Consider the following 19,363-nt stretch of genomic DNA (forward strand, 5'->3'; position numbering starts at 1 on the left):
TTGTCCCCATTCTTATAGCTATTTTTACCAATGGATATATATTTAGTCCTTATTTAATGAAAACTTTTAATACATGAAAAACCAATTATTTATTGGGTTGATGAGCTCATTTTTATTCCTCAACTGCAGTAGCAATAATGACGAAAATAATGAACCCAATCCTTCGGATCCTCAAATATTATTAAGTAAAGTCACTACAGTTTATTATACAAGCCCATCCGGGCCGCAAACCAGCGTTACAAAATTAGATTATAACAGTCAGAAACAATTACTTAAAATTACATCAGAAAATACCACCTCCGTTCTGGAATATGACGGTGCCGGAAAACCTTCAAAAATTACTTACCATAAAGCAGATGGTACCGTAGCTTATTATAAAACCTTTACATATAATGGTGATCAGCTTACGATGATTAAGAAAATAGGTACAGATACTCACGATAACACAACAATGACTTATACCAATGGTAAAGTTACTGCCACTTCTACTTGTGAGTCTTCCAATTGTCCAATCCCGTCTACCATATCATATACTTATAGTGGTGATAATGTTTCGGAAGAAATCTCGGTCGGTGATGGTATTGGCGGTCCGCATACTAATAAAAAAGAATTTTCATATGATAATAAAGTAAATCCCTATTCTTTGATGGGCAAATATTTTAGAATGATTATGGGAGGAGCAGAGTTTTTAAGTCAAAATAATTATACCACAGTAAAAATAAGTGGCAAAGATGGCACTGGAAACTGGAGCCAAATTATGAATTTTACCTATCAGATAGAATATAATAGTAATCAATTGCCAACTCAGGTCATGGTAAAAGTGGATAATAATGATTATGCAAAATATACTTACGAATACATCACTCAATAAAACAAAGCTCTCCATTTTGGGGAGTTTTTTTATGAGCTGATTCCCGCTATCCGCTCATACTCCTCACGCCAGCCCAATCATTCAATAGGAACGGGCTTTAGCCCGTTTATATAAAATAAAAATAACATCCATCGGCTTTAGCCGAAACATAAACCTGCTTCATCCTTCTATTCAGTATTTTTCCCATATTTTCCCTTTGTCAGAGCTCTATTTATAAAAAATGAATATCTTAGCCCTCTTAAATAAAACATTAAACTATGAAAAAACAAAGAGTATCGAATGCATTCGTCGCTGCGTCGTGGGTAGCATTGGGAGCGGGAATGATTGGCTTTATTGTTGGTCTTGCAAGAGCAGAAATGCTGCTGAATGAGAAGGGATATTATTTCACCATCCTTCTTTATGGTTTATTTGCCGTGGTGTCTTTACAGAAAGCAGTACGTGACAAGTTAGAAAACATTCAGGTAACAGATATTTATTATGGAATCTGCTGGTTTGCCACATTATCATCTATTGTATTACTGGCCATCGGACTTTGGAATGCCACCATCCTTCCAAGCGAAAAAGGTTTTTATGCCTTTGCCTTTCTACTGGCCCTCTTTGGAGCCATCGCAGTTCAGAAAAACACCCGTGATAATATGCTTCAGGAATAAAGTAAACTCTCCAAAACGGAGAGTTTTTTATTTAAATAATTTCATTAAAATTTATAAATTACTACAAACTTTACATTTAAGTTAAAAATATATTAAGTTTTTTGCTATTTTAGTAGTGCTTATTTCACAAACTAATGACATGTACAAAAAACTATTAACTTCTTCTCTATGTATTCTATTATTTCAGCTTTCAAAAGCACAAAACGAATTTATCACCATTTGGAAAACCCAGAATGCACAACTCATTAAATTTCCCGGGAGAGGAACTAATTTCAAAGTCTACTGGGAGGAAGTAGGATATCCTCAGCATAACGGGACAATCAATAATGTAACTTCCACTACTGAATTTACCATCAACGTAGGAACACCTTTCAATCCTACTCCATCTCAAACCAGCTACAGAATTAAAATCAGTGACGGCAACGGAAGTTTTGATCAGGTGAGATTCTTTGACAATACATTAGTTCCAGCTTATAATGCTTCAGACCGTTCAAAAATTACTCAGATTACCCAATGGGGAAATATAAAATGGAAGAGCTTTGACAATGCTTTTGTGTACTGTGATAATATGGACGTAACAGCCACGGATGTCCCGGACCTCAGCATGGCCACCAGTATGCGTCAGATGTTTTATTTATGTACTTCACTCATCGGCAATTCTTCTTTTAATACATGGAACACCTCTACCATTACAGATATGTATTATATGTTTGGTGACGATAATCTCTTTAACCAGCCTCTGGGAGATTGGGATACTTCGAATGTTACAGATATGTCTTACATGTTTGATTATACAGGATTCAACCAATCTTTGAGTAAATGGAACACTGCAAAGGTGACCACCATGGAACACATGTTTCATGATTCAGAAAATTTCAACCAGGATATTCAGAACTGGAATACAGGGAGTGTCACCAATATGAACGAAATGTTCCGTGACACCGCTTTTAACCAAAATATAGGAAGGTGGAATCTAAGTTCATTAACAGCAGCTACCAATATGTTTCTCAATTCTGCTATGAGCTGCCTGAATTATGATAAAACACTTTTTGGATGGAGCCAGAGTTCTTCAACACCTAATAATATTGATTTATCAAGTGCTTCTCCATTAATTTACTCTCATGCTGATGCAGTAACTGCCAGAAATTATTTAATGAATAATAAAGGCTGGACTATATCGGGCGATGTTTACAACGGACTCTGCAACCAGACCCTTTCAACTTCTGAAAAGGATATAAACAACAAAGCCGCCATTTATCCCAATCCGGCAAAGGATATGATTTATCTGAAAAACATTCCACATCCGGTAAGCTTTATCATCACCGATATAAGTGGAAGAACTATTATCAAAGAGAACCTGAAAAACGATAAAATTCCTGTTCATGTTTTAAATCCGGGGAATTATATCTTACAGATTATGACAAAGACTACGGCTCATTCTTTTCCATTCATCAAGAAATAGTCATAAAACTAATAACCATAAACTATGAACATGATTTTAAAAAAAATTCCAATACTCATTTTTCTTTTGCTGATATTCATGGCAAAGGCACAAAATGAATTTATCACGGTATGGAAACCCAGTCTTACCCCACCTTCCTATCCTTATGCAGGAATTCCTGTTAACTCAAACAATAATCAGATCTGGTTTCCCGGAAGAGGAACGAATTATCAGATCTATTGGGAAGAAATTGGCTACCCTTCACACAATGCCACTTTAACGAATATAACTTCTACCTCTCAGCTTCTGATCGATTTCGGAGTTCCACAAAATCCCAATCCAGCAGATGCTACTTACCGGTTGAAAGTAAGCAATGGAAACGGAAATTTTCACCAGATAAGGTTTGCCGACTGGGACATGTACAATGATAACGGAATTGTAGGTGATGTACATAAAATACAATTAATAGAACAATGGGGAAATATTCAGTGGTCTTCTATGGAACAAGCATTTCAGGCATGCAAAATTTTAGATTTTACGGCAACAGATATTCCTGATCTGAAGGAGGTAACAGATTTGTCCTATATGTTTTCAGGATGTTATGGTTTAATAGGAAACCCAACAATCAACAACTGGAATACATCTAACGTAACAACATTGCTTGGAACATTTACAGGATGTTTTGTTTTTAATCAGCCGGTTGGAAACTGGAATACTTCCAATGTGACTATGATGGGAATCACATTCAATGTAGCTAAACTTTTCAATCAGCCATTAGACAATTGGGATACTTCTAAAGTAACTTCTACTACAGCCATGTTTAATGGAGCTGCTGAGTTCAACCGACCTATTGGAAATTGGGATATGTCTAATAATCTTGATGCAGAATTTATGTTTTCCGGGGCTACGAAATTTAATTATCCACTTAAAGACTGGAATACTTCAAAAATCATAGAAATGAATCACATGTTTAATGGAGCAAAGGCCTTCAATCAGGATTTATCTATTTGGGATACAAGCAGTGTCACCATTATGAGTGGTATGTTTTATAATGCTGAGAGTTTTAACAGCAATATTTCCAATTGGGATACAAGAAAAGTAGAATGGATGCAGGATATGTTCAACGGTGCCAAAAGTTTTAATCAGAATATAGCAAAATGGAATGTAGCTTTAGTAAAAAACATGAATAACATGTTCAGTAATGCCATTCTTTTCAACCAAAATTTAGGAAGCTGGAATTTGAGTTCTTTATTGAACGCTTCCAATATGTTTAAAAACTCTGCGCTGAACTGTCAGAATTATGATAGTACTCTTTACGGCTGGAGCCAGAATCCTTTAACCGCAGATAATATCAATCTGTCCTCAGTTTCACCACTTACGTATTCCCATAGTGCAGCAGTAACGGCCAGAAACTATCTGATTAACAACAAAGGCTGGACAATCAGTGGAGATACATATAACGCAGAATGTCAATCTTTCCTTGGAACTTCTGATGTAAAAGTAAAAGGCGAACTAAGCATTTACCCGAATCCTGCCAGTCATATTATTTATGTAAAGAATTCCAAAGCTAAAGACTTCAAAATTATTGATATGAGCGGCAGAATTGTTTTAAGCGGGAATTTGACAGATGCACAGATCAACATCCAGACTTTAACTTCCGGGAATTATATTCTACAGCTTTATTCAAAAGAAGATATCCAAAACCTGAAATTCATCAAAAAATAACTATACAACTAATACCTATAAATAATAGACATGATTTTAAAAAAGATTCCTACACTTATTTTTCTAATGCTGGCCTTCGTTGCGAAAGCTCAGGATGAATTCATTACCATCTGGAAACCCGCATCTACCGTATTACCAGCAGTAAATGTAGACGCTCCCTACCAGGCAACAACTCAGCAGATATGGTTTCCCGGAATTGGTGATAATTATGATATTTACTGGGAGGAAGTAGGCTATCCGCAGCACAATGGTTCCCTTCTCGATGTAACTTCCACAAAACAGGTTCTTATCGACTTCGGGACGTCAATCGCAGAAAAAAATGATGCCAAATACAGGGTAAAAGTTACGAATGGTAACGGAATTTTCAGGCAAATAAAATTTGGAACGCCTCAACTATTTCCTGGCCCTGAGCAAGTTTTTCCTATCTGGCAGATCAATGGAAGTTCAGATAAAATACTGGAAATAGAACAATGGGGTAATATTTCATGGACTACCATGGAGAGTGCCTTCAGCCTATGCAGACTTATGCAACTTACAGCAACAGATACTCCTAATCTTAATAACGTGGAGGATGCTTCTTTCATGTTTTATGGCACAACCAGTTTTATAGGTGCCAGCTCTATGCAAAACTGGGATACTTCGAAAATTAAGAATTTTAGTTTTATGCTCTCTCTTTTATTTGATGTGAATCCTTCTACTGCATTAACAGAGCAGTTCAACTCACCTTATCTGGACAGCTGGAATATGTCTTCAGCAACCAACCTCAGCTATATGTTGGGAAACAGAACCGTTTTTAACCAGACTCTCAATAGCTGGGATGTCTCAAAGGTGACGGATATGAGCTGGATGTTTGGACAATGTTTAAGCTTCAATCAGCGTCTGGATAACTGGGATACTTCAAGCTTAGAAGACATGCATTTTATGTTTCATATGATTCCTGTTTTTAATCAGCCATTAAACTGGAATACTTCCAAAGTGACCAATATGGCCCATGTATTTCATGGCTGTACAACCTTTAATCAGTCTTTAGACAATTGGGATATGACAAAAGTGACCAGAATAGACCAGATCCTTAATTTTGCTTCAGGTTTCAATCAGTCATTAGGAAACTGGAACTTAGTTTCTCTTACCAATGGTAATGCTGCTTTAACAATGTCTGGTCTTAATTGTGAAAATTACAGCAAAACCCTTCTGGGATGGGCAGACAATCCCAATACAGCCAACAATGTTTCATTAGGTTCTGTACAAGGATTAAAATATGCTTCCAATGTATCAGACAAAAGGGATATTCTCATTAATAAAAGCTGGTCAATAGTAGGTGATGCTCCTGGAAGCTGCCTATTATCTTCATCAGATATAAAGCTGAATAAAAAACTTTCGCTATATCCTAATCCCGCTGTGGATGACATTCACGTTGAAGGTTTAAGTGATATAAAAATTTATAAAATTTATGATGCCAGCGGAAGATTGGTAAAAGAAGGAAATCCCAATAATGACATCATCAATGTAAGCTCCCTGCCTAAAGGAAATTATATGATACAACTGATCATGAAAGAAAACACCTTCACTTCAAAATTCATTAAGAAATAACTATAAAATTTGTCTATGGTACTCAAAAGATTTTTGGTCGGCTTTTTTATTTTGCTGGCATTCATTGTGAAAGCCCAGAATGAATTTATCACCATCTGGAAACCTGCTTCTACTGTAGTTCAGCCAATCACTGTAAGTGCTCCTTATCAGGCAAGTACTCAACAAATATGGTTTCCCGGAATTGGTGAAAACTATGATATTTATTGGGAAGAAGTAGATTATCCCCAGCACAATGGTTCGCTTACTAATATAACCTCTACAAAACAGGTTCTTATTGATTTTGGTACATCAATCGCAGAAAAGAATGATGCAAAATATAGGGTAAAAGTAAGTAACGGAAATGGGATTTTTCAACACATAAAATTTGGAGATGTACAGGAGGTTCAGCTTCCGGATCAGATCTTCCCGGTGTGGCAGATCAACGGAAGTGCGGATAAGATACTGGAAATAGAGCAATGGGGAAACATTACCTGGACAACAATGAACAGTGCTTTCAGCCAATGTAAACTTGTTCAGCTTACTGCTCCAGACATTCCGGATCTTAGTAATGTTGAAGATGCTTCTTATATGTTTTATGGTGCAAAAACCTTTACAGGCGCAAGCTCCATGCAAAACTGGGACACTTCCAGAATTAAGAAGTTCAGATTTATGTTTGCTATTATCTTTGATAGTATCAATAACTCACTTCCCGATCAGTTCAATCCTCCATATTTCAACAGCTGGAATATGTCATTAGCAACTGATCTTAGCTTTATGTTTGCAGGGAGAGGGATCTTTAACCAGACATTAAACAACTGGGACGTTTCAAATGTCACTGATATGAAATGGATGTTTGCTCTCTGCCCAAACTATAATCAACCTATGGATAACTGGGATACGTCAAACCTTGAAGACATTCGGTTTATGTTCCATTTTGATTCTGGTTTCAATCAATCTTTAAATAATTGGAATACGTCTAAAATTACCAATATGGCCCATGCTATTCATGGCTGCACAGCTTTTAACCATTCTTTGGAAAATTGGGACATGACCAAGGTTACCAAAATAGACCAGATTCTGAAGGAAACGCCGAACTTTAATCAATCCCTTGCAAGCTGGAATCTTGCCAGCGTTAATAATGGAGCCCAGGCTTTGATGCAGACAGGAATGGATTGTGAAAATTTCAGTAAGACCCTTGCCGGATGGGCAGATAATCCTAATACTGCCAATAATGTTGATTTAGATATTGTAACACCTTTAGCTTATGCTTCCAATGCAGCAGATAAAAGGAATATTCTCATCAGTAAAGGATGGACAATGTCTGGTGATACAGTAGGAAATTGTTTACTCTATTCATCGGATGTAAAACTGAATAAAAAACTTTCACTATATCCCAATCCCGCTGTGGATGATATTCATATTGAAGGACTAAGTGACATTAAAAAGTATAGAATTTTTGATGCAAGCGGAAGACTTGTACTGGAAGGAAACCCCAATAAGGATATGATTAATGTAGGATCTTTACCCAAAGGAAATTACATTTTACAGCTCATTCTGAAAGATACTACCCTCTCTTCAAAATTCATTAAGAAATAAAACAAAGAAGCCTCGCTGAAAAGTGAGGCTTTTATTTTGAGTTTAAAACTCAACTATTTATCAAAATGATTAGGATGCTGGGCTTTGATATCATCTACCGTTCCCAACACTTTATCTTTTAAAGAATCCTGATATTTCTGAAGCTTAGCTGCTACTTCTTCATTACCACTTCCTAAGATTTTTGCTGCTAAAATTCCTGCATTCAAAGCACCGTTCAAAGCTACAGTCGCTACCGGAATTCCACCAGGCATCTGAAGAATAGACAACACAGAATCCCATCCGTCTATGGAATTACTGGACAAAATCGGAACTCCAATCACCGGAAGTGTTGTACAGCTTGCCACCATTCCCGGAAGATGTGCTGCTCCACCTGCTCCAGCTACAATGACCTTAAGCCCTCTTTCCTGAGCAGTCTTTGCATAATCGAACATTCTTTCCGGTGTTCTGTGTGCTGAAACTACAGTTAATTCATAAGGGATATCAAGGCTTTTAAGAAAATTTGCAGCCTGTTCCATGATCGGCAGATCACTCTGACTGCCCATAATAATTCCTACCATCTTCAATTTTATTAGATGTTCAAAGATAAAAAATAAAGATGGAAGTTGGAAGAAGGAGACTGGAAGTTCTTTTTGAACATCATCAAATACTTAAGTCTATACTAACATCAACCATTCAACTAGCAACTTTTCCTTGTTAATCTGTACCAGCAAAAAACAAAACAACTGTACCCATTATAATCATTTTAAAACCTCTACATTTGTTTGTTACACTTTATTTACGTTGAAAGATTATAAACTTATTTTTGCTGTTCTCACTGTTGCCATTGTCTGGGGAACGACTTTTTTGGCCATCCGTGTTGCTGTGGAAACAATTCCTGCATGGTTTGTTGCCGGAATCCGACAGTTTCTGGCTTCTGTTATCATGCTTGTCGTTCTTCTTTCGAGAAAGCAATTCAAGTGGATTGGCTGGAAGAGTTTAGGATACCAGATTATTTTCGCATCCCTGATGCTGGTCGTTGCCAATGGAATGACCACTGTGGCTGAAGAAACGGTTTCAAGCAGCCTTGCCTCGTTAATCAGTGCGTGCTCACCTATTCTCGTGTTCCTGGGAAGTGTGGCGGTAGGACTTCAGAAATTTAGTTTACGGGCGCTTAGCGGTGTTCTGCTTTGCTTCAGCGGAATTCTTTTTATCTTCTGGGACGGACTTAAAGATCTTGCCAATCCTGATTACAGAATGGGAATGATTTTCCTGTTCTGTGCCATTGCAGGTTGGGCTTCGGGAACTATTTTCACCAAAAAACTCAATATTCAGAGTGGAAATATAACATTGAATTTATTCTATCAGTTCCTGTTTGCAGGAGTAGTTCAGGTTATCCTTGCATTTCTGTTTTCTGAAAATTACAACTTCGAAAACTGGACTATTAAAAGTATTTCAGCCATGCTATACCTTTCTGTTTTTGGTTCTGTAGCTGCTTTTTTTGCCTTTCATTATGCCCTGACCAAAATTTCACCGGTTCAGGTTTCCATCCTTGCTTATATCAATACCATTATTGCCATATTTTTAGGCTGGCTGATTATGGATGAAAAAGTGACTTTCAAATTTATTCTTGCAACTGTCATGATCATTTGTGGTGTTTTTATTATCAATTACAAACCGGAAATGTTCAGGAGGCAGAAAGCATCATAATATGTAAAAATTTTCCTCAATTTTTTATTTGCTCTGTTGTATTTCTAACCATTAAAATCGGTTAAAATTTACAGGTAAGTATCAGAATTTCTTTACATTTGCCCAAACACAACGAGTATAACCATGAAGCAAAAACTATCCATCATTACTGTTTTACTTCTTCCTGCATTTTATTTTTCTCAAAAAGCAGAGCCTAGGGAAGATATCAAACTGAAAAGCTTTGATTACAAAATCTATATTCAAAACAAAAAAGACAAAGAAACCCATCAGGAATTATATCTGATTCCTAATAAAGGGGATACCATCAGAGAAAATGCTCTTGTTAAAAAAATATCAGGGGAAGAAACTCACAGAGGTATGTACAGAATGAACAACACAGAAATTCATTTTGTAGATATTGACCTTACCACAGAAAAAATCAACCATAAAATCTATAGCCCTAATAAAAAGGGAGTACTTACCTTAGTCAAAGAAAATTCAAATCTGGCCTCTTATCCAAAGGATCTTCCTCCAAAATTCAAAGACAATAAACCTCCGCATCCCGAATTCGCAGGTGGTGAAGCAGCATTGTATCAATGGATTGAAAAAAATATCTATCCGGTTCTGGAAAAGAAATATAAGAAAAAAGAGAAAGGGAATTCTGTTCTTATTTTAGATATAGACCCAAATGGAGTTCCAACTTTTGTAGAAATAAAAAATTTGAATATTTCTGATACCATCAAAAAACAACTCATCGATATCGTAAAAATATCTCCTGTCTGGAAGACCAATATACAAGGGGTTGACGTGTCTGGAATTGTCTTTATTCCTTTAGAATACTAAGGAGTATTGTCAGGGAGTATTTTTATATTTCCTTCATTTTCCTTATATTGTATACTCCAACCGATACAATATGCTGAAAAACACATTTTTTTTATTTCTGACCGCCTCTTTCCTTTTGATAAGCTGTGACTACAAAGAGAAAGAGAAGAACCTGACAGACAGGGAGAAACAACTTTTAGACAAAGAGAAACTATTCGCTAAGAAAGAATCCGAGTACCAGTCACTTCTGAAAATGAGGGACAGTATTTTTTCCAAAAAAGATTCTGTAGTAATTGCTGCTGTATGGCCTACGGAAATTTCCGGCCCATGGAATGGTAAAGTAATTTGTACAGAATCTAATTGCAGTGAATATGCAGTAGGTGACCAACGTACTGACATCTGGGAATTCGATAATGATTCTACCCAGCCCATTACCAAAATCATCAACAACAATAATCTGGTCAGGCTGTATACGGGCAAGTTTGAAAACAATGAGATCAGACTGTCTTTCAAAACCGATTCTACAGCCAAAAAGAATGTAGAAATGAGCGTTCTTCTTAATGATATTTCGGACAACAAGATCAAAGGAACCAGAACCATAACTTCTGATGGCTGTACCGCCAAGTTCTCTGTTGAATTAGTACGTTCCACAAAATAAACACATATGATTTTACTGAGTATACACAACCTGAGTCTTCCTATAGAAGATCCGGTACTGAAGTTCCTACTGGTACTGGTCATTATCCTTGCAGCACCATTGCTGCTTAATAAAATTAAAGTTCCACACCTTTTGGGGCTTATCATCGCTGGGGCTATCATCGGCCCAAACGGATTCAATGTATTGTCCAGAGACAGCAGTATTGTCGTAACGGGAACTACCGGACTTCTTTACATTATGTTTCTTGCAGGGCTAGAGATTGATATGGGCGACTTTAAAAAGAACAAGTGGAAAAGTCTCACCTTTGGTATCTATACCTTTACCGTTCCTTTTGTATTAGGATATCTGGGTGGATATTACCTTCTTCACTTTTCAATGCTTACTTCTATTCTTTTTGCCAGTCTTTTTTCTTCTCACACCCTTATTGCGTATCCATTGGTGAGCAAGTTGGGAATTGCAAAAAACAAGGCAGTTAATATCACCGTTGGAGGTACAATGATTACAGATATTCTTGCCTTATTGGTACTTGCCGTGATTGTGGGAATGTCTCAGGGAGATGTGGGAACAGAGTTTTGGGTTAAATTATCTGTTTCTTTTGTTGTATTTGCTCTGATTGTACTGATTGTATTCCCTATTATAGGCCGTTGGTTTTTCAAAAGAGTGGATGATAAAATCTCACAGTATATTTTTGTACTGGTTATGATTTACCTGGCGGCAATGCTGGCTGAACTGGCTGGTGTAGAAGCTATCATCGGGGCATTCTTTGCAGGATTAGCTTTAAACAGACTTATTCCTCACACGTCTTCTTTGATGAACAGAGTCGAATTTGTGGGAAATGCTATATTTATCCCGTTTTTCCTGATCAGTGTAGGAATGCTGATTGATTTTAAAGTGTTCTTTAAAAGCTGGGAAACATTGGAAGTAGCAGGAATTATGCTGGTAGCCTCAATCGGAGGAAAATATCTTTCTGCTGTGGCTACTCAAAAGACATTCAGGCTGACCAAAGAAGAAGGAAAACTGATTTTCGGATTAAGTTCTGCTTCAGCAGCAGCAACACTGGCTTCTGTAATGGTAGGTTACAACATTATCCTTTCTGAAACTGAAACCGGAGAACCTGTAAGATTATTGAATGAACATGTACTAAACGGAAGTATTTTACTGATTCTCATCTCTTGTACAATTTCCTCTTTCATTTCCATGGCAAGTGCCCAGAAAATTGCGGAAAGTGACAATGAAGATACAGTTTCCGGAAATACCCACGAAGAAGAAAGCATTCTCTTAGCGATCAATCATGAAGCAACGGTTGAGAGAATGGTAAATCTGGGAATCCTGATCAAAGCACATTCCAATACGGAAGATCTCTTTGCACTGAATGTTATCAATGAAGATAAAAATGAATCTTCCGTAAAGAATGCAGAGAAACTACTCCATCAGGCAGCAGATGCAGCAGCGGCAGCGGATGTTAAACTTCAGGCTTTAAAGAGATATGACAACGATGTGATCAATGGGGTAAATAATGTGATTAAAGAACAGAAAATCACAGATCTTATTATCGGACTGGAAGACGAAAAAGGGTTTTCTCCTTCTTTTGTGTATAATCTTTACAATGGTTATCTGCAGAATGATGATGTGAATGTACTGGTTTACCATGCTGCACAGCCGCTTTCCACTATTAAAAAATATGCTGTGATGATTCCCGAAAATGCTCATCAGGAAGCAGGATTCTTTCATGCATTGCTGAGAGTCTGGAATATTGCCAGAAATTCCGGTGCTACAGTTGTCTTTTATGCCCCGGAAAATATCCTTGATATTCTTCAGAAAATCATTAAAAAAGCCAATATAGAAGCTGAATTTATTATCATGAATACCTGGCAGGATGGTGAAAGAACCGCTGCCCAGCTGAAAGATGATGAAGCTTTAATTATTCTGATGGCAAAGCGCGGCATGAAATCTTACATTCCAAGAATGAGGCTGATTCCGGAACTTCTGAACAGAAATCTGAGCGATAACAATTATCTTCTCATCTTCCCTTTCTCAGAATACGATAAAAACAGCCCGGAAATACGTTCTGTAGGAAATCATGGAGATTTTGTGGAGATTGGAAATGTAATTCAGAAGATTTTTAAATAAGAAATTGGAAGCTGAAAGAGGGATGATGGAGGTTATTGATATATGAATAATCATTTTTATTAAATCATCAAACCATTCAGCCATCAATAGGATCGGGCTAAAGCCATTTAAATAGATAATTATTGATAAACGGGTTAAAGCCCATTCCTATTGAATTTCGTATTTTGGCCAAAAAAATAACCTATGAAACAAACTATCGGATTTTTCTTCTTTTTTATGTCCATGATTATTTCTGCGCAAAGCCTCACTCTTTCTGATAAAGAGCTGAAAAAGAAGCTGGATTCTATCAAAACTGAAGGAAATCTACTCTATTCTTACGAAAATGCATCATGGCATGCAGGAGATCTTGTCGGCAGTAATAAAAGACTTGCTGAAAATACCGGAAGCTATATAACCTATCAAAAAAATGACACTATAAAAACTTCCTTTCTTAATAAAGCCGGTAATATGGTGATCGCAGAACTTTCTTTCAAAAATAACCAAACAAAACCTGTCAAAGAAAATTTTAAGGAAAGGGTAATTAATGAAACTGAAGGCACTTTAAAAAATATCCGTTCAACTGTTATCCCGCAGCTATCCGATCCAAAATATGCGGTAACAGTACCACAAGGATATAGTCTTAATATGATTATTATTCCGTTTAATGAAAACTATAAAGTATATTTAATACCGGGTACCGCACAATCCGGAGTCATTCCTTTCGGAAATGATTATCTTTTTGTTTCTGATAAAAAAGGGAATATTATTTCCCATAAAAAATTTCATTCAAGACTTATTCCAACCTCTACAGTATTGGAAAATGGAGGAACAGTAACAATGTCTACTCACAGTCATTTGGCAACCAATCCTTTTATTTCGGCAACGGACATTTGTACGTTTAAACTCTATGCACCGCTTACAACGCTGGAAGAATTTTCTGTTTTATCAACAGCTTTAGGAAGTTATATTAAATACAATTATAAAAAAGACAATATCGAAGTGGTTAAGAACCCTTAATTATAAAAGCAATTATATCATAATAGGATCGGGCTTAGCCCGATGTAAACCATAACAAAAAATTGCCTTTAGCCAAACCTAAAATTAAGTTTTGGCCAAAGCCCATTCCTATTGAATTGTTTGTAGAACAACATAAAAAGGGAGCTGCTTTTATCTTTAAAACAGCTCCCTTTTTTATTGTAAAATGATATTACTCAGCAATTACTCTTACCATTCCTTTCACCTGTACAAGCTTTTCCATCAGCTCTTCCCTGGAATCTGCAAGGACATTGATGTGCCCCATTTTTCTTCCCGGCTTAGTTTCTGTTTTTCCATATAAGTGGATGTAAGTTTCAGGAAGCTTAAGAACATCATCCATTCCTTCATACACTACTTTTCCAGAATATCCTTCTGCTCCCACCAGATTCAGCATTCCGCTGTAAGTAATGGCATCCGTATCTGCTAAAGGCAAGTTTTTCACCACACGGTACATCTGCTCAAATTGTGAATTGGTATTTCCTTCCTGACTCTGGTGTCCGGAATTGTGTAGTCTTGGTGCAGTTTCATTCACCCATATTATTCCTTCTTTATCAAGGAATAATTCTATGGCAAATAATCCCGGAGAATTTACAGCCGCTAAAAATTTCTCTGTAATAGAATCAATCTGGTTCTGAACATCTTCTGTCAGAAGAACCGGACATACATTGAAATCTAAAAGATTCAGCTTTGGATCGGCAACCATTTCCGTTACAGGAAAAATATTGGTTTCTCCTTTTTCATTTCTTGCAACAATCACAGAAAGTTCTTTTTCAATGTCTACAAGGCTTTCAATAACAGATGCTTCAGTCCACAGATGCTGATAGTCTTCTTCCGTTTTAATCACCTGTACTCCTTTTCCATCGTAACCTCCGGTATTCATTTTCTGAACAAACGGCAATGGCATGATGATTTTTTCATCACTGTTCCATACCACCTGAAATTCCGGGCTTGGAATATCATGAGCTTTATAAAATTCTTTCTGAAGGATCTTTTGCTGAATTGTTTTGATGATATTGGCATTCGGAACCACTTTTATTCCTTGTTTTTCAAGTTCTGCCAATGCATCAGCATTTACGTGCTCAATTTCAATGGTGACAACATCTTTATCTTTTCCGAAGTTCAAAACCGTTTCATAATCATTGAAATTTCCCTGCGTAAAATACGAGATATTATGGCATGGTGCATCAGAAGCCGGATCCAGAGTATAAAACTCATCATCATACTTCAGTGCACTTTGTATCAACATTCTTCCCAGCTGTCCGCCTCCCAGAATTCCTATTTTCATTTTTTATTTTTATTAGATTTACTCTTATTGAATTTTATCAATTTTTAAATAGCCCAGTCCCATTGGGTTCTCCTGATTTTCTTCATCAGACTTTTGAAGAATGATAGTATATTTTTCTTTCATATAGGCCGGAAGGATATCACTTACATTGAAAATATCATCAATATCCACTCCATGCTTATCATCAATATGACTTACTGCACCTTCAAACCCCATGGTCTGATAAAATTCCGTAGCTTTTGCTCTTTTTATAATCTCTCCCATAGACTGTCCTACCATTAAGTGCTGCTCATGAAATTCTTCAAAGAAGCCTGGTTTATAACCTCCTAGATTCAGAAAAAACAATTGGTTTTCTGATGTTTTTTCACCTTTTTCTGCTATTTCCACCTTGTACCCGTCTGCAAATCTCACTTCCTGATAACAATCCAGGTGAATTTTTCCTTCTGCTTCCTTCCAAAATTCTTTCATATCAGGAATCAGATCTTTCAGATTCTCCGCTATTCCGAAGAAAACATCGTGCTGCTCTATATTTCTGCCTTTGGGTGTTGCCCCGAGGATGACATAAAATAATTTCAATTCATTTTTCATGCATACAAAAATACGTTAAATTTATCTTTTTCAAATGTTTGGCAGACTACTACAATAATTTTATATTTGTAGTATTATTTGTAGTATGTCAGAAATCATCATACTCTTCCTTGGCGCAATTTCCGCGGGTCTTTTAGGTTCACTTACGGGTTTAGGAGGAGGAGTTATCATCATTCCTTTATTAACGCTAGGTTTTGGCGTTCCAATGCATTATGCTATCGGTGCTTCGCTCATTTCTGTGATCGGAACCTCTTCCGGTGCGGCTGTAGCTTTCGTAAAAGAAGGTTTTACCAATATGAGAATCGGGATGTTTCTCGAAATAGCCACCACCGCAGGAGCTATTGTGGGCGCTCTGGTTTCAGGAATGCTTAACCCAAATACAATTGGAATTATTTTCGCAAGTATTCTTCTTTTAACGGTTATTTTAAACCTTAAAGGAAAACCAGATCATCAGGAACCTTTGGTGAAAGGAAGTCTTGAAGAGAAACTGAAACTGTATGGAACGTTCCCTGATAAAGGAGTTTTGAAAAGCTATTCTGCAAGAAATACCATTCCCGGATTTTTGATGATGATGTTTGCAGGGGCAATGTCCGGACTTTTAGGAATTGGTTCCGGTGCGTTGAAGGTCTTGGCGATGGACAATATGATGAAGCTTCCTTTCAAAGTATCTACAACTACCAGTAATTTCATGATTGGAGTAACGGCAGTAGCCAGTGCCCTGATCTATTTCCAGAGAGGTGAGATTATTCCGGTAATTGTAGCACCGGTATTGATTGGTGTTGTCATCGGAAGTTTTATCGGTTCAAAAACCCTGATGGTATCAAAGACCAAAAAATTAAAAGTATTTTTTGCCATTGTGATTACCATTCTTTCAATTTATATGATGTATAACGGTATCAACAAAAGCTTCAGATAATGAAAAAGAATTTTACAGATGTAGATCTGAACCGTTCGGTAGGAAACCTTCTGAGATTGGGTGTTATTCTTTCTGTGGCTACATCGCTTATTGGTTTTATCAAGTTATTTTTTGAAGGCTTTAAAATGCCCGAAAAATATACCAGCCTTGTTGTAGGTACTTCTTCTGAAAAGGTATGGGGACATTTTTGGGACTCTCTATGTAAAGGAGAAGGTACAGCTATTATTCAGCTAGGTATTCTTTTGTTGATTTTCACGCCCCTGATGAGAATTGTTTTCGCTTTAATAGGCTATTTAAAAGAAAAAGATTACGTATATGTAGTCATTTCTTCTATTGTTTTAGCAATTATGGCAGTGAGTTTCTTTGCAGGTTACGCACACTAATTTTTACATTTCATAGAACTCTAACGGCAGTTGGTCGGGGTCCTGGGTAAAGAAAAATTCTTTTCCGGTAAATTCATCTATGCGGATTTCTTCACAGATTAATCCTTTTGCTACCAGTTCATTTCGTTTTTCTGTAATATTCTCCACCGAGAAAGCAAGATGCCTTAATCCACATGCTTCGGGGCGTGACGGGCGTTGCGGCGGATCAGGAAAAGAGAATAGTTCTATTACATAATGCTCCCCGATTGCCAGATCAAGTTTATAAGACTGTCTTTCTTCACGGTATACTTCACGGATGATATTCAGCTCTAAAATTTCCGTGTAAAATTTCTTTGAAACAGCATAATCTGAACAGATGATGGCAATATGATGGATCTTCATTTTTTTAATTTTAATCTATTTCTTAATTCTACTATTGTATTTCTTTACAGTTATCTTTTCTTCTTGTGTCAATAATATACTGAATTTTCCATTCATTATTCTGCTTCACCAGTTGAAAACTATTAGCTCCACAATGTGATAATTTTCCTTTTAAATAAAAAGAGTAAGGCGTAAATACACTTGCCAGATTATCATCCGTATGAAGGGCTTCTACTGTAATTCTTTCTTCCAGATCTCCTTTTGAAAATTTGGAAACCGAGGTAATGAAATCCGTAATACTATCACTTTTCACAGAACCGTCTTTTGTGATGGTTTGGAGCACTGCATTCTCCGCAAAAGCTGATTTTACTAATTCCGGATCTGCATTTTTCATACCAAGGAATAAGTTACGGATAGGTTTTTCAATCTCTTTATTCTGCTGCCCGAAACCTGAAATACTGACGAGTAGAAGAATGCCGGCAATTTTTTTCATATGATGAATTTTAAGAAATAAAAATAGATAAAATAAAATTTAAATTGATTAACAAATTTTAAAATTCATTTTCCTTAAATTGTGGTCAAAATTATTTCAGAGCTTTTATATGTGGATTATTTATCTGACTTTGGCCATACTTCTTCTGGTCATGACATTATTACCAAAAATTCAGCATTCTCACTGGATATTCAGGGTTCCGGAATTTGCTAAAATACAGATTACTTATCTTACCTTTTTCACTTTTACATTAGGCTTTTTTACTGATTCTAAAGAATATTTATGGTATTATCAGGGACTTCTTCTGGTCTTATTTGTTCATCACAGTCATACCCTCATCAAATATACCCGTTTTTATCCTGTAAAAAAATACAGACAACGTCATAAGTCTTCTGATAGGCTGCATTTTATTTCTGCCAATGTTTATCAGTTCAATAAAGAGTATGAGAAATTCATCGGGCTTGTTAAAAAGCATAATCCTGATTTTTTCATGACCATGGAAAGCAATGGTGATTGGGAAAAGGCCATGAGATCTTTAGAAAAAGAATATACTTATCAGCATAAGGTAACTCTTGAAAATACCTACGGCATGCATTTTTATTCCAGGATTGAAATCAAAGAAGCAAAGACTCATTATTTTGTGGCTGATGATATTCCGAGTATTGAGATCCATATGAAAACAGCTGATGGCTTTTCTTTTGTTTTCTTCGGAGTTCACCCGCCGCCGCCAAGTCCTACGGAAGAAGAAACTTCAAAGGAAAGAGACGGTGATCTTCTAAGCACAGCCAAATGTGTAAAAGACATCAAAAAACCTGTTATTGTTGTAGGAGACTTTAATAATGTTGCATGGTCGAGATCATCTGTACTTTTCAGAAAAACAAGTCATCTCATAGACCCACGGATCGGGCATTCTTTTGTTTCTACCTTTCATGCGAAATACCGTCTTTTAAGGTTTCCTATCGATCTGATGTTTCACAGTGAAGATGTTTTTATTAAACAGCTGAAAACCTTGGAAAATTTTGGTTCAGACCACCTTCCGGTATATTGCGAGTTTTTCATAGATCATCACAATGATGAACAGGAAAAGCTTATAGAAACAGCAACTGCTGAAGAAAAAACAGAGGCTGAAATCATGATAGAAGAAGGGAAGAAAGAAGATGGAGACCGGGAAACTGTTGTTACTGAAGATTAAAAAAG

General features: G+C 36.6%; 19 protein-coding genes. 14 read left to right on the top strand and 5 right to left on the bottom strand.

What is annotated here, in order from left to right:
• Positions 1 to 73 precede the first annotated feature (73 nt).
• From BUE84_RS16680 to BUE84_RS16705, 6 genes are all read left to right on the top strand, one after another.
• Positions 74 to 871: a hypothetical protein gene (locus BUE84_RS16680; protein WP_079242668.1), complete on the top strand. Its 798-nt coding sequence runs from the start codon at positions 74 to 76 to the stop codon at positions 869 to 871.
• Between the two features lie 257 nt (positions 872 to 1,128).
• Positions 1,129 to 1,521 (top strand): inner membrane protein YiaA, encoded by a 393-nt coding sequence (yiaA, locus tag BUE84_RS16685; RefSeq protein ID WP_047434004.1) that lies wholly within the window; start codon positions 1,129 to 1,131, stop codon positions 1,519 to 1,521.
• 139 nt (positions 1,522 to 1,660) lie between these two features.
• On the top strand, positions 1,661 to 2,983 hold the full coding sequence (locus BUE84_RS16690; RefSeq protein ID WP_079242669.1) for a BspA family leucine-rich repeat surface protein: 1,323 nt from the start codon (positions 1,661 to 1,663) through the stop codon (positions 2,981 to 2,983).
• Between the two features lie 30 nt (positions 2,984 to 3,013).
• Positions 3,014 to 4,687, top strand: a complete 1,674-nt coding sequence (locus tag BUE84_RS16695; protein WP_158521378.1) for a BspA family leucine-rich repeat surface protein — start codon at positions 3,014 to 3,016, stop codon at positions 4,685 to 4,687.
• A gap of 30 nt (positions 4,688 to 4,717) precedes the next feature.
• Entirely contained in the window at positions 4,718 to 6,277 is a 1,560-nt protein-coding gene (locus BUE84_RS16700) for a BspA family leucine-rich repeat surface protein (protein WP_079242671.1), read from the top strand.
• A 15-nt stretch (positions 6,278 to 6,292) separates the two neighbouring features.
• On the top strand, positions 6,293 to 7,852 hold the full coding sequence (locus BUE84_RS16705; RefSeq protein WP_079242672.1) for a BspA family leucine-rich repeat surface protein: 1,560 nt from the start codon (positions 6,293 to 6,295) through the stop codon (positions 7,850 to 7,852).
• Between the two features lie 53 nt (positions 7,853 to 7,905).
• Here the strand turns inward: BUE84_RS16705 and purE are convergent, their stop codons facing one another.
• Positions 7,906 to 8,409, bottom strand: coding sequence for a 5-(carboxyamino)imidazole ribonucleotide mutase (purE, locus tag BUE84_RS16710; RefSeq protein ID WP_034699885.1), 504 nt, complete (start codon positions 8,407 to 8,409; stop codon positions 7,906 to 7,908).
• Positions 8,410 to 8,632: 223 nt separating this feature from the next.
• Between purE and BUE84_RS16715 the strand changes: the two genes are divergently transcribed.
• The 5 genes from BUE84_RS16715 (at position 8,633) to BUE84_RS16735 (ending at position 14,123) form a co-directional block, all read left to right on the top strand.
• On the top strand, positions 8,633 to 9,538 hold the full coding sequence (locus BUE84_RS16715) for a DMT family transporter (RefSeq protein WP_079242673.1): 906 nt from the start codon (positions 8,633 to 8,635) through the stop codon (positions 9,536 to 9,538).
• A 123-nt stretch (positions 9,539 to 9,661) separates the two neighbouring features.
• Entirely contained in the window at positions 9,662 to 10,360 is a 699-nt protein-coding gene (locus tag BUE84_RS16720) for a hypothetical protein (RefSeq protein ID WP_079242674.1), read from the top strand.
• Between the two features lie 70 nt (positions 10,361 to 10,430).
• A complete protein-coding gene (locus tag BUE84_RS16725; RefSeq protein WP_079242675.1) occupies positions 10,431 to 10,997 on the top strand; it encodes a hypothetical protein in 567 nt (188 codons plus the stop codon).
• A 6-nt stretch (positions 10,998 to 11,003) separates the two neighbouring features.
• Complete coding sequence (locus BUE84_RS16730; protein ID WP_034699875.1) at positions 11,004 to 13,127, top strand: cation:proton antiporter; 2,124 nt, start codon at positions 11,004 to 11,006, stop codon at positions 13,125 to 13,127.
• 183 nt (positions 13,128 to 13,310) lie between these two features.
• Positions 13,311 to 14,123, top strand: a complete 813-nt coding sequence (locus BUE84_RS16735) for a hypothetical protein (protein ID WP_079242676.1) — start codon at positions 13,311 to 13,313, stop codon at positions 14,121 to 14,123.
• Positions 14,124 to 14,313: 190 nt separating this feature from the next.
• Here the strand turns inward: BUE84_RS16735 and BUE84_RS16740 are convergent, their stop codons facing one another.
• Positions 14,314 to 15,426, bottom strand: coding sequence for a 5-(carboxyamino)imidazole ribonucleotide synthase (locus BUE84_RS16740; protein ID WP_079242677.1), 1,113 nt, complete (start codon positions 15,424 to 15,426; stop codon positions 14,314 to 14,316).
• Between the two features lie 24 nt (positions 15,427 to 15,450).
• Complete coding sequence (locus BUE84_RS16745; RefSeq protein ID WP_238594277.1) at positions 15,451 to 16,014, bottom strand: DUF1543 domain-containing protein; 564 nt, start codon at positions 16,012 to 16,014, stop codon at positions 15,451 to 15,453.
• 85 nt (positions 16,015 to 16,099) lie between these two features.
• Between BUE84_RS16745 and BUE84_RS16750 the strand changes: the two genes are divergently transcribed.
• Both BUE84_RS16750 and BUE84_RS16755 read left to right on the top strand, forming a co-directional pair.
• Complete coding sequence (locus tag BUE84_RS16750) at positions 16,100 to 16,930, top strand: sulfite exporter TauE/SafE family protein (protein WP_034699871.1); 831 nt, start codon at positions 16,100 to 16,102, stop codon at positions 16,928 to 16,930.
• Positions 16,930 to 17,313 (top strand): DUF1634 domain-containing protein, encoded by a 384-nt coding sequence (locus BUE84_RS16755; protein ID WP_034699869.1) that lies wholly within the window; start codon positions 16,930 to 16,932, stop codon positions 17,311 to 17,313. Before BUE84_RS16750 ends, BUE84_RS16755 begins: the two co-directional genes overlap by 1 nt.
• A gap of 3 nt (positions 17,314 to 17,316) precedes the next feature.
• On the opposite strand, the gene BUE84_RS16760 is transcribed toward BUE84_RS16755, so the two are convergent.
• Together BUE84_RS16760 and BUE84_RS16765 are read right to left on the bottom strand one after the other, a co-directional pair.
• On the bottom strand, positions 17,317 to 17,694 hold the full coding sequence (locus BUE84_RS16760) for a VOC family protein (RefSeq protein ID WP_079242678.1): 378 nt from the start codon (positions 17,692 to 17,694) through the stop codon (positions 17,317 to 17,319).
• Positions 17,695 to 17,725: 31 nt separating this feature from the next.
• Positions 17,726 to 18,166, bottom strand: coding sequence for a nuclear transport factor 2 family protein (locus tag BUE84_RS16765; protein WP_079242679.1), 441 nt, complete (start codon positions 18,164 to 18,166; stop codon positions 17,726 to 17,728).
• 151 nt (positions 18,167 to 18,317) lie between these two features.
• On the opposite strand from BUE84_RS16765, the gene BUE84_RS16770 reads away from it, so the two are divergent.
• Positions 18,318 to 19,358 carry an endonuclease/exonuclease/phosphatase family protein gene (locus tag BUE84_RS16770; RefSeq protein WP_238594278.1) on the top strand — a complete coding sequence of 347 codons (1,041 nt, stop codon included), beginning with the start codon at positions 18,318 to 18,320 and terminating at the stop codon, positions 19,356 to 19,358.
• Positions 19,359 to 19,363 lie beyond the last annotated feature (5 nt).

Origin of the sequence: Chryseobacterium indologenes, from assembly GCF_002025665.1 — a bacterium.
GTDB classification, from domain to species: Bacteria; Bacteroidota; Bacteroidia; order Flavobacteriales; family Weeksellaceae; genus Chryseobacterium; species Chryseobacterium metallicongregator.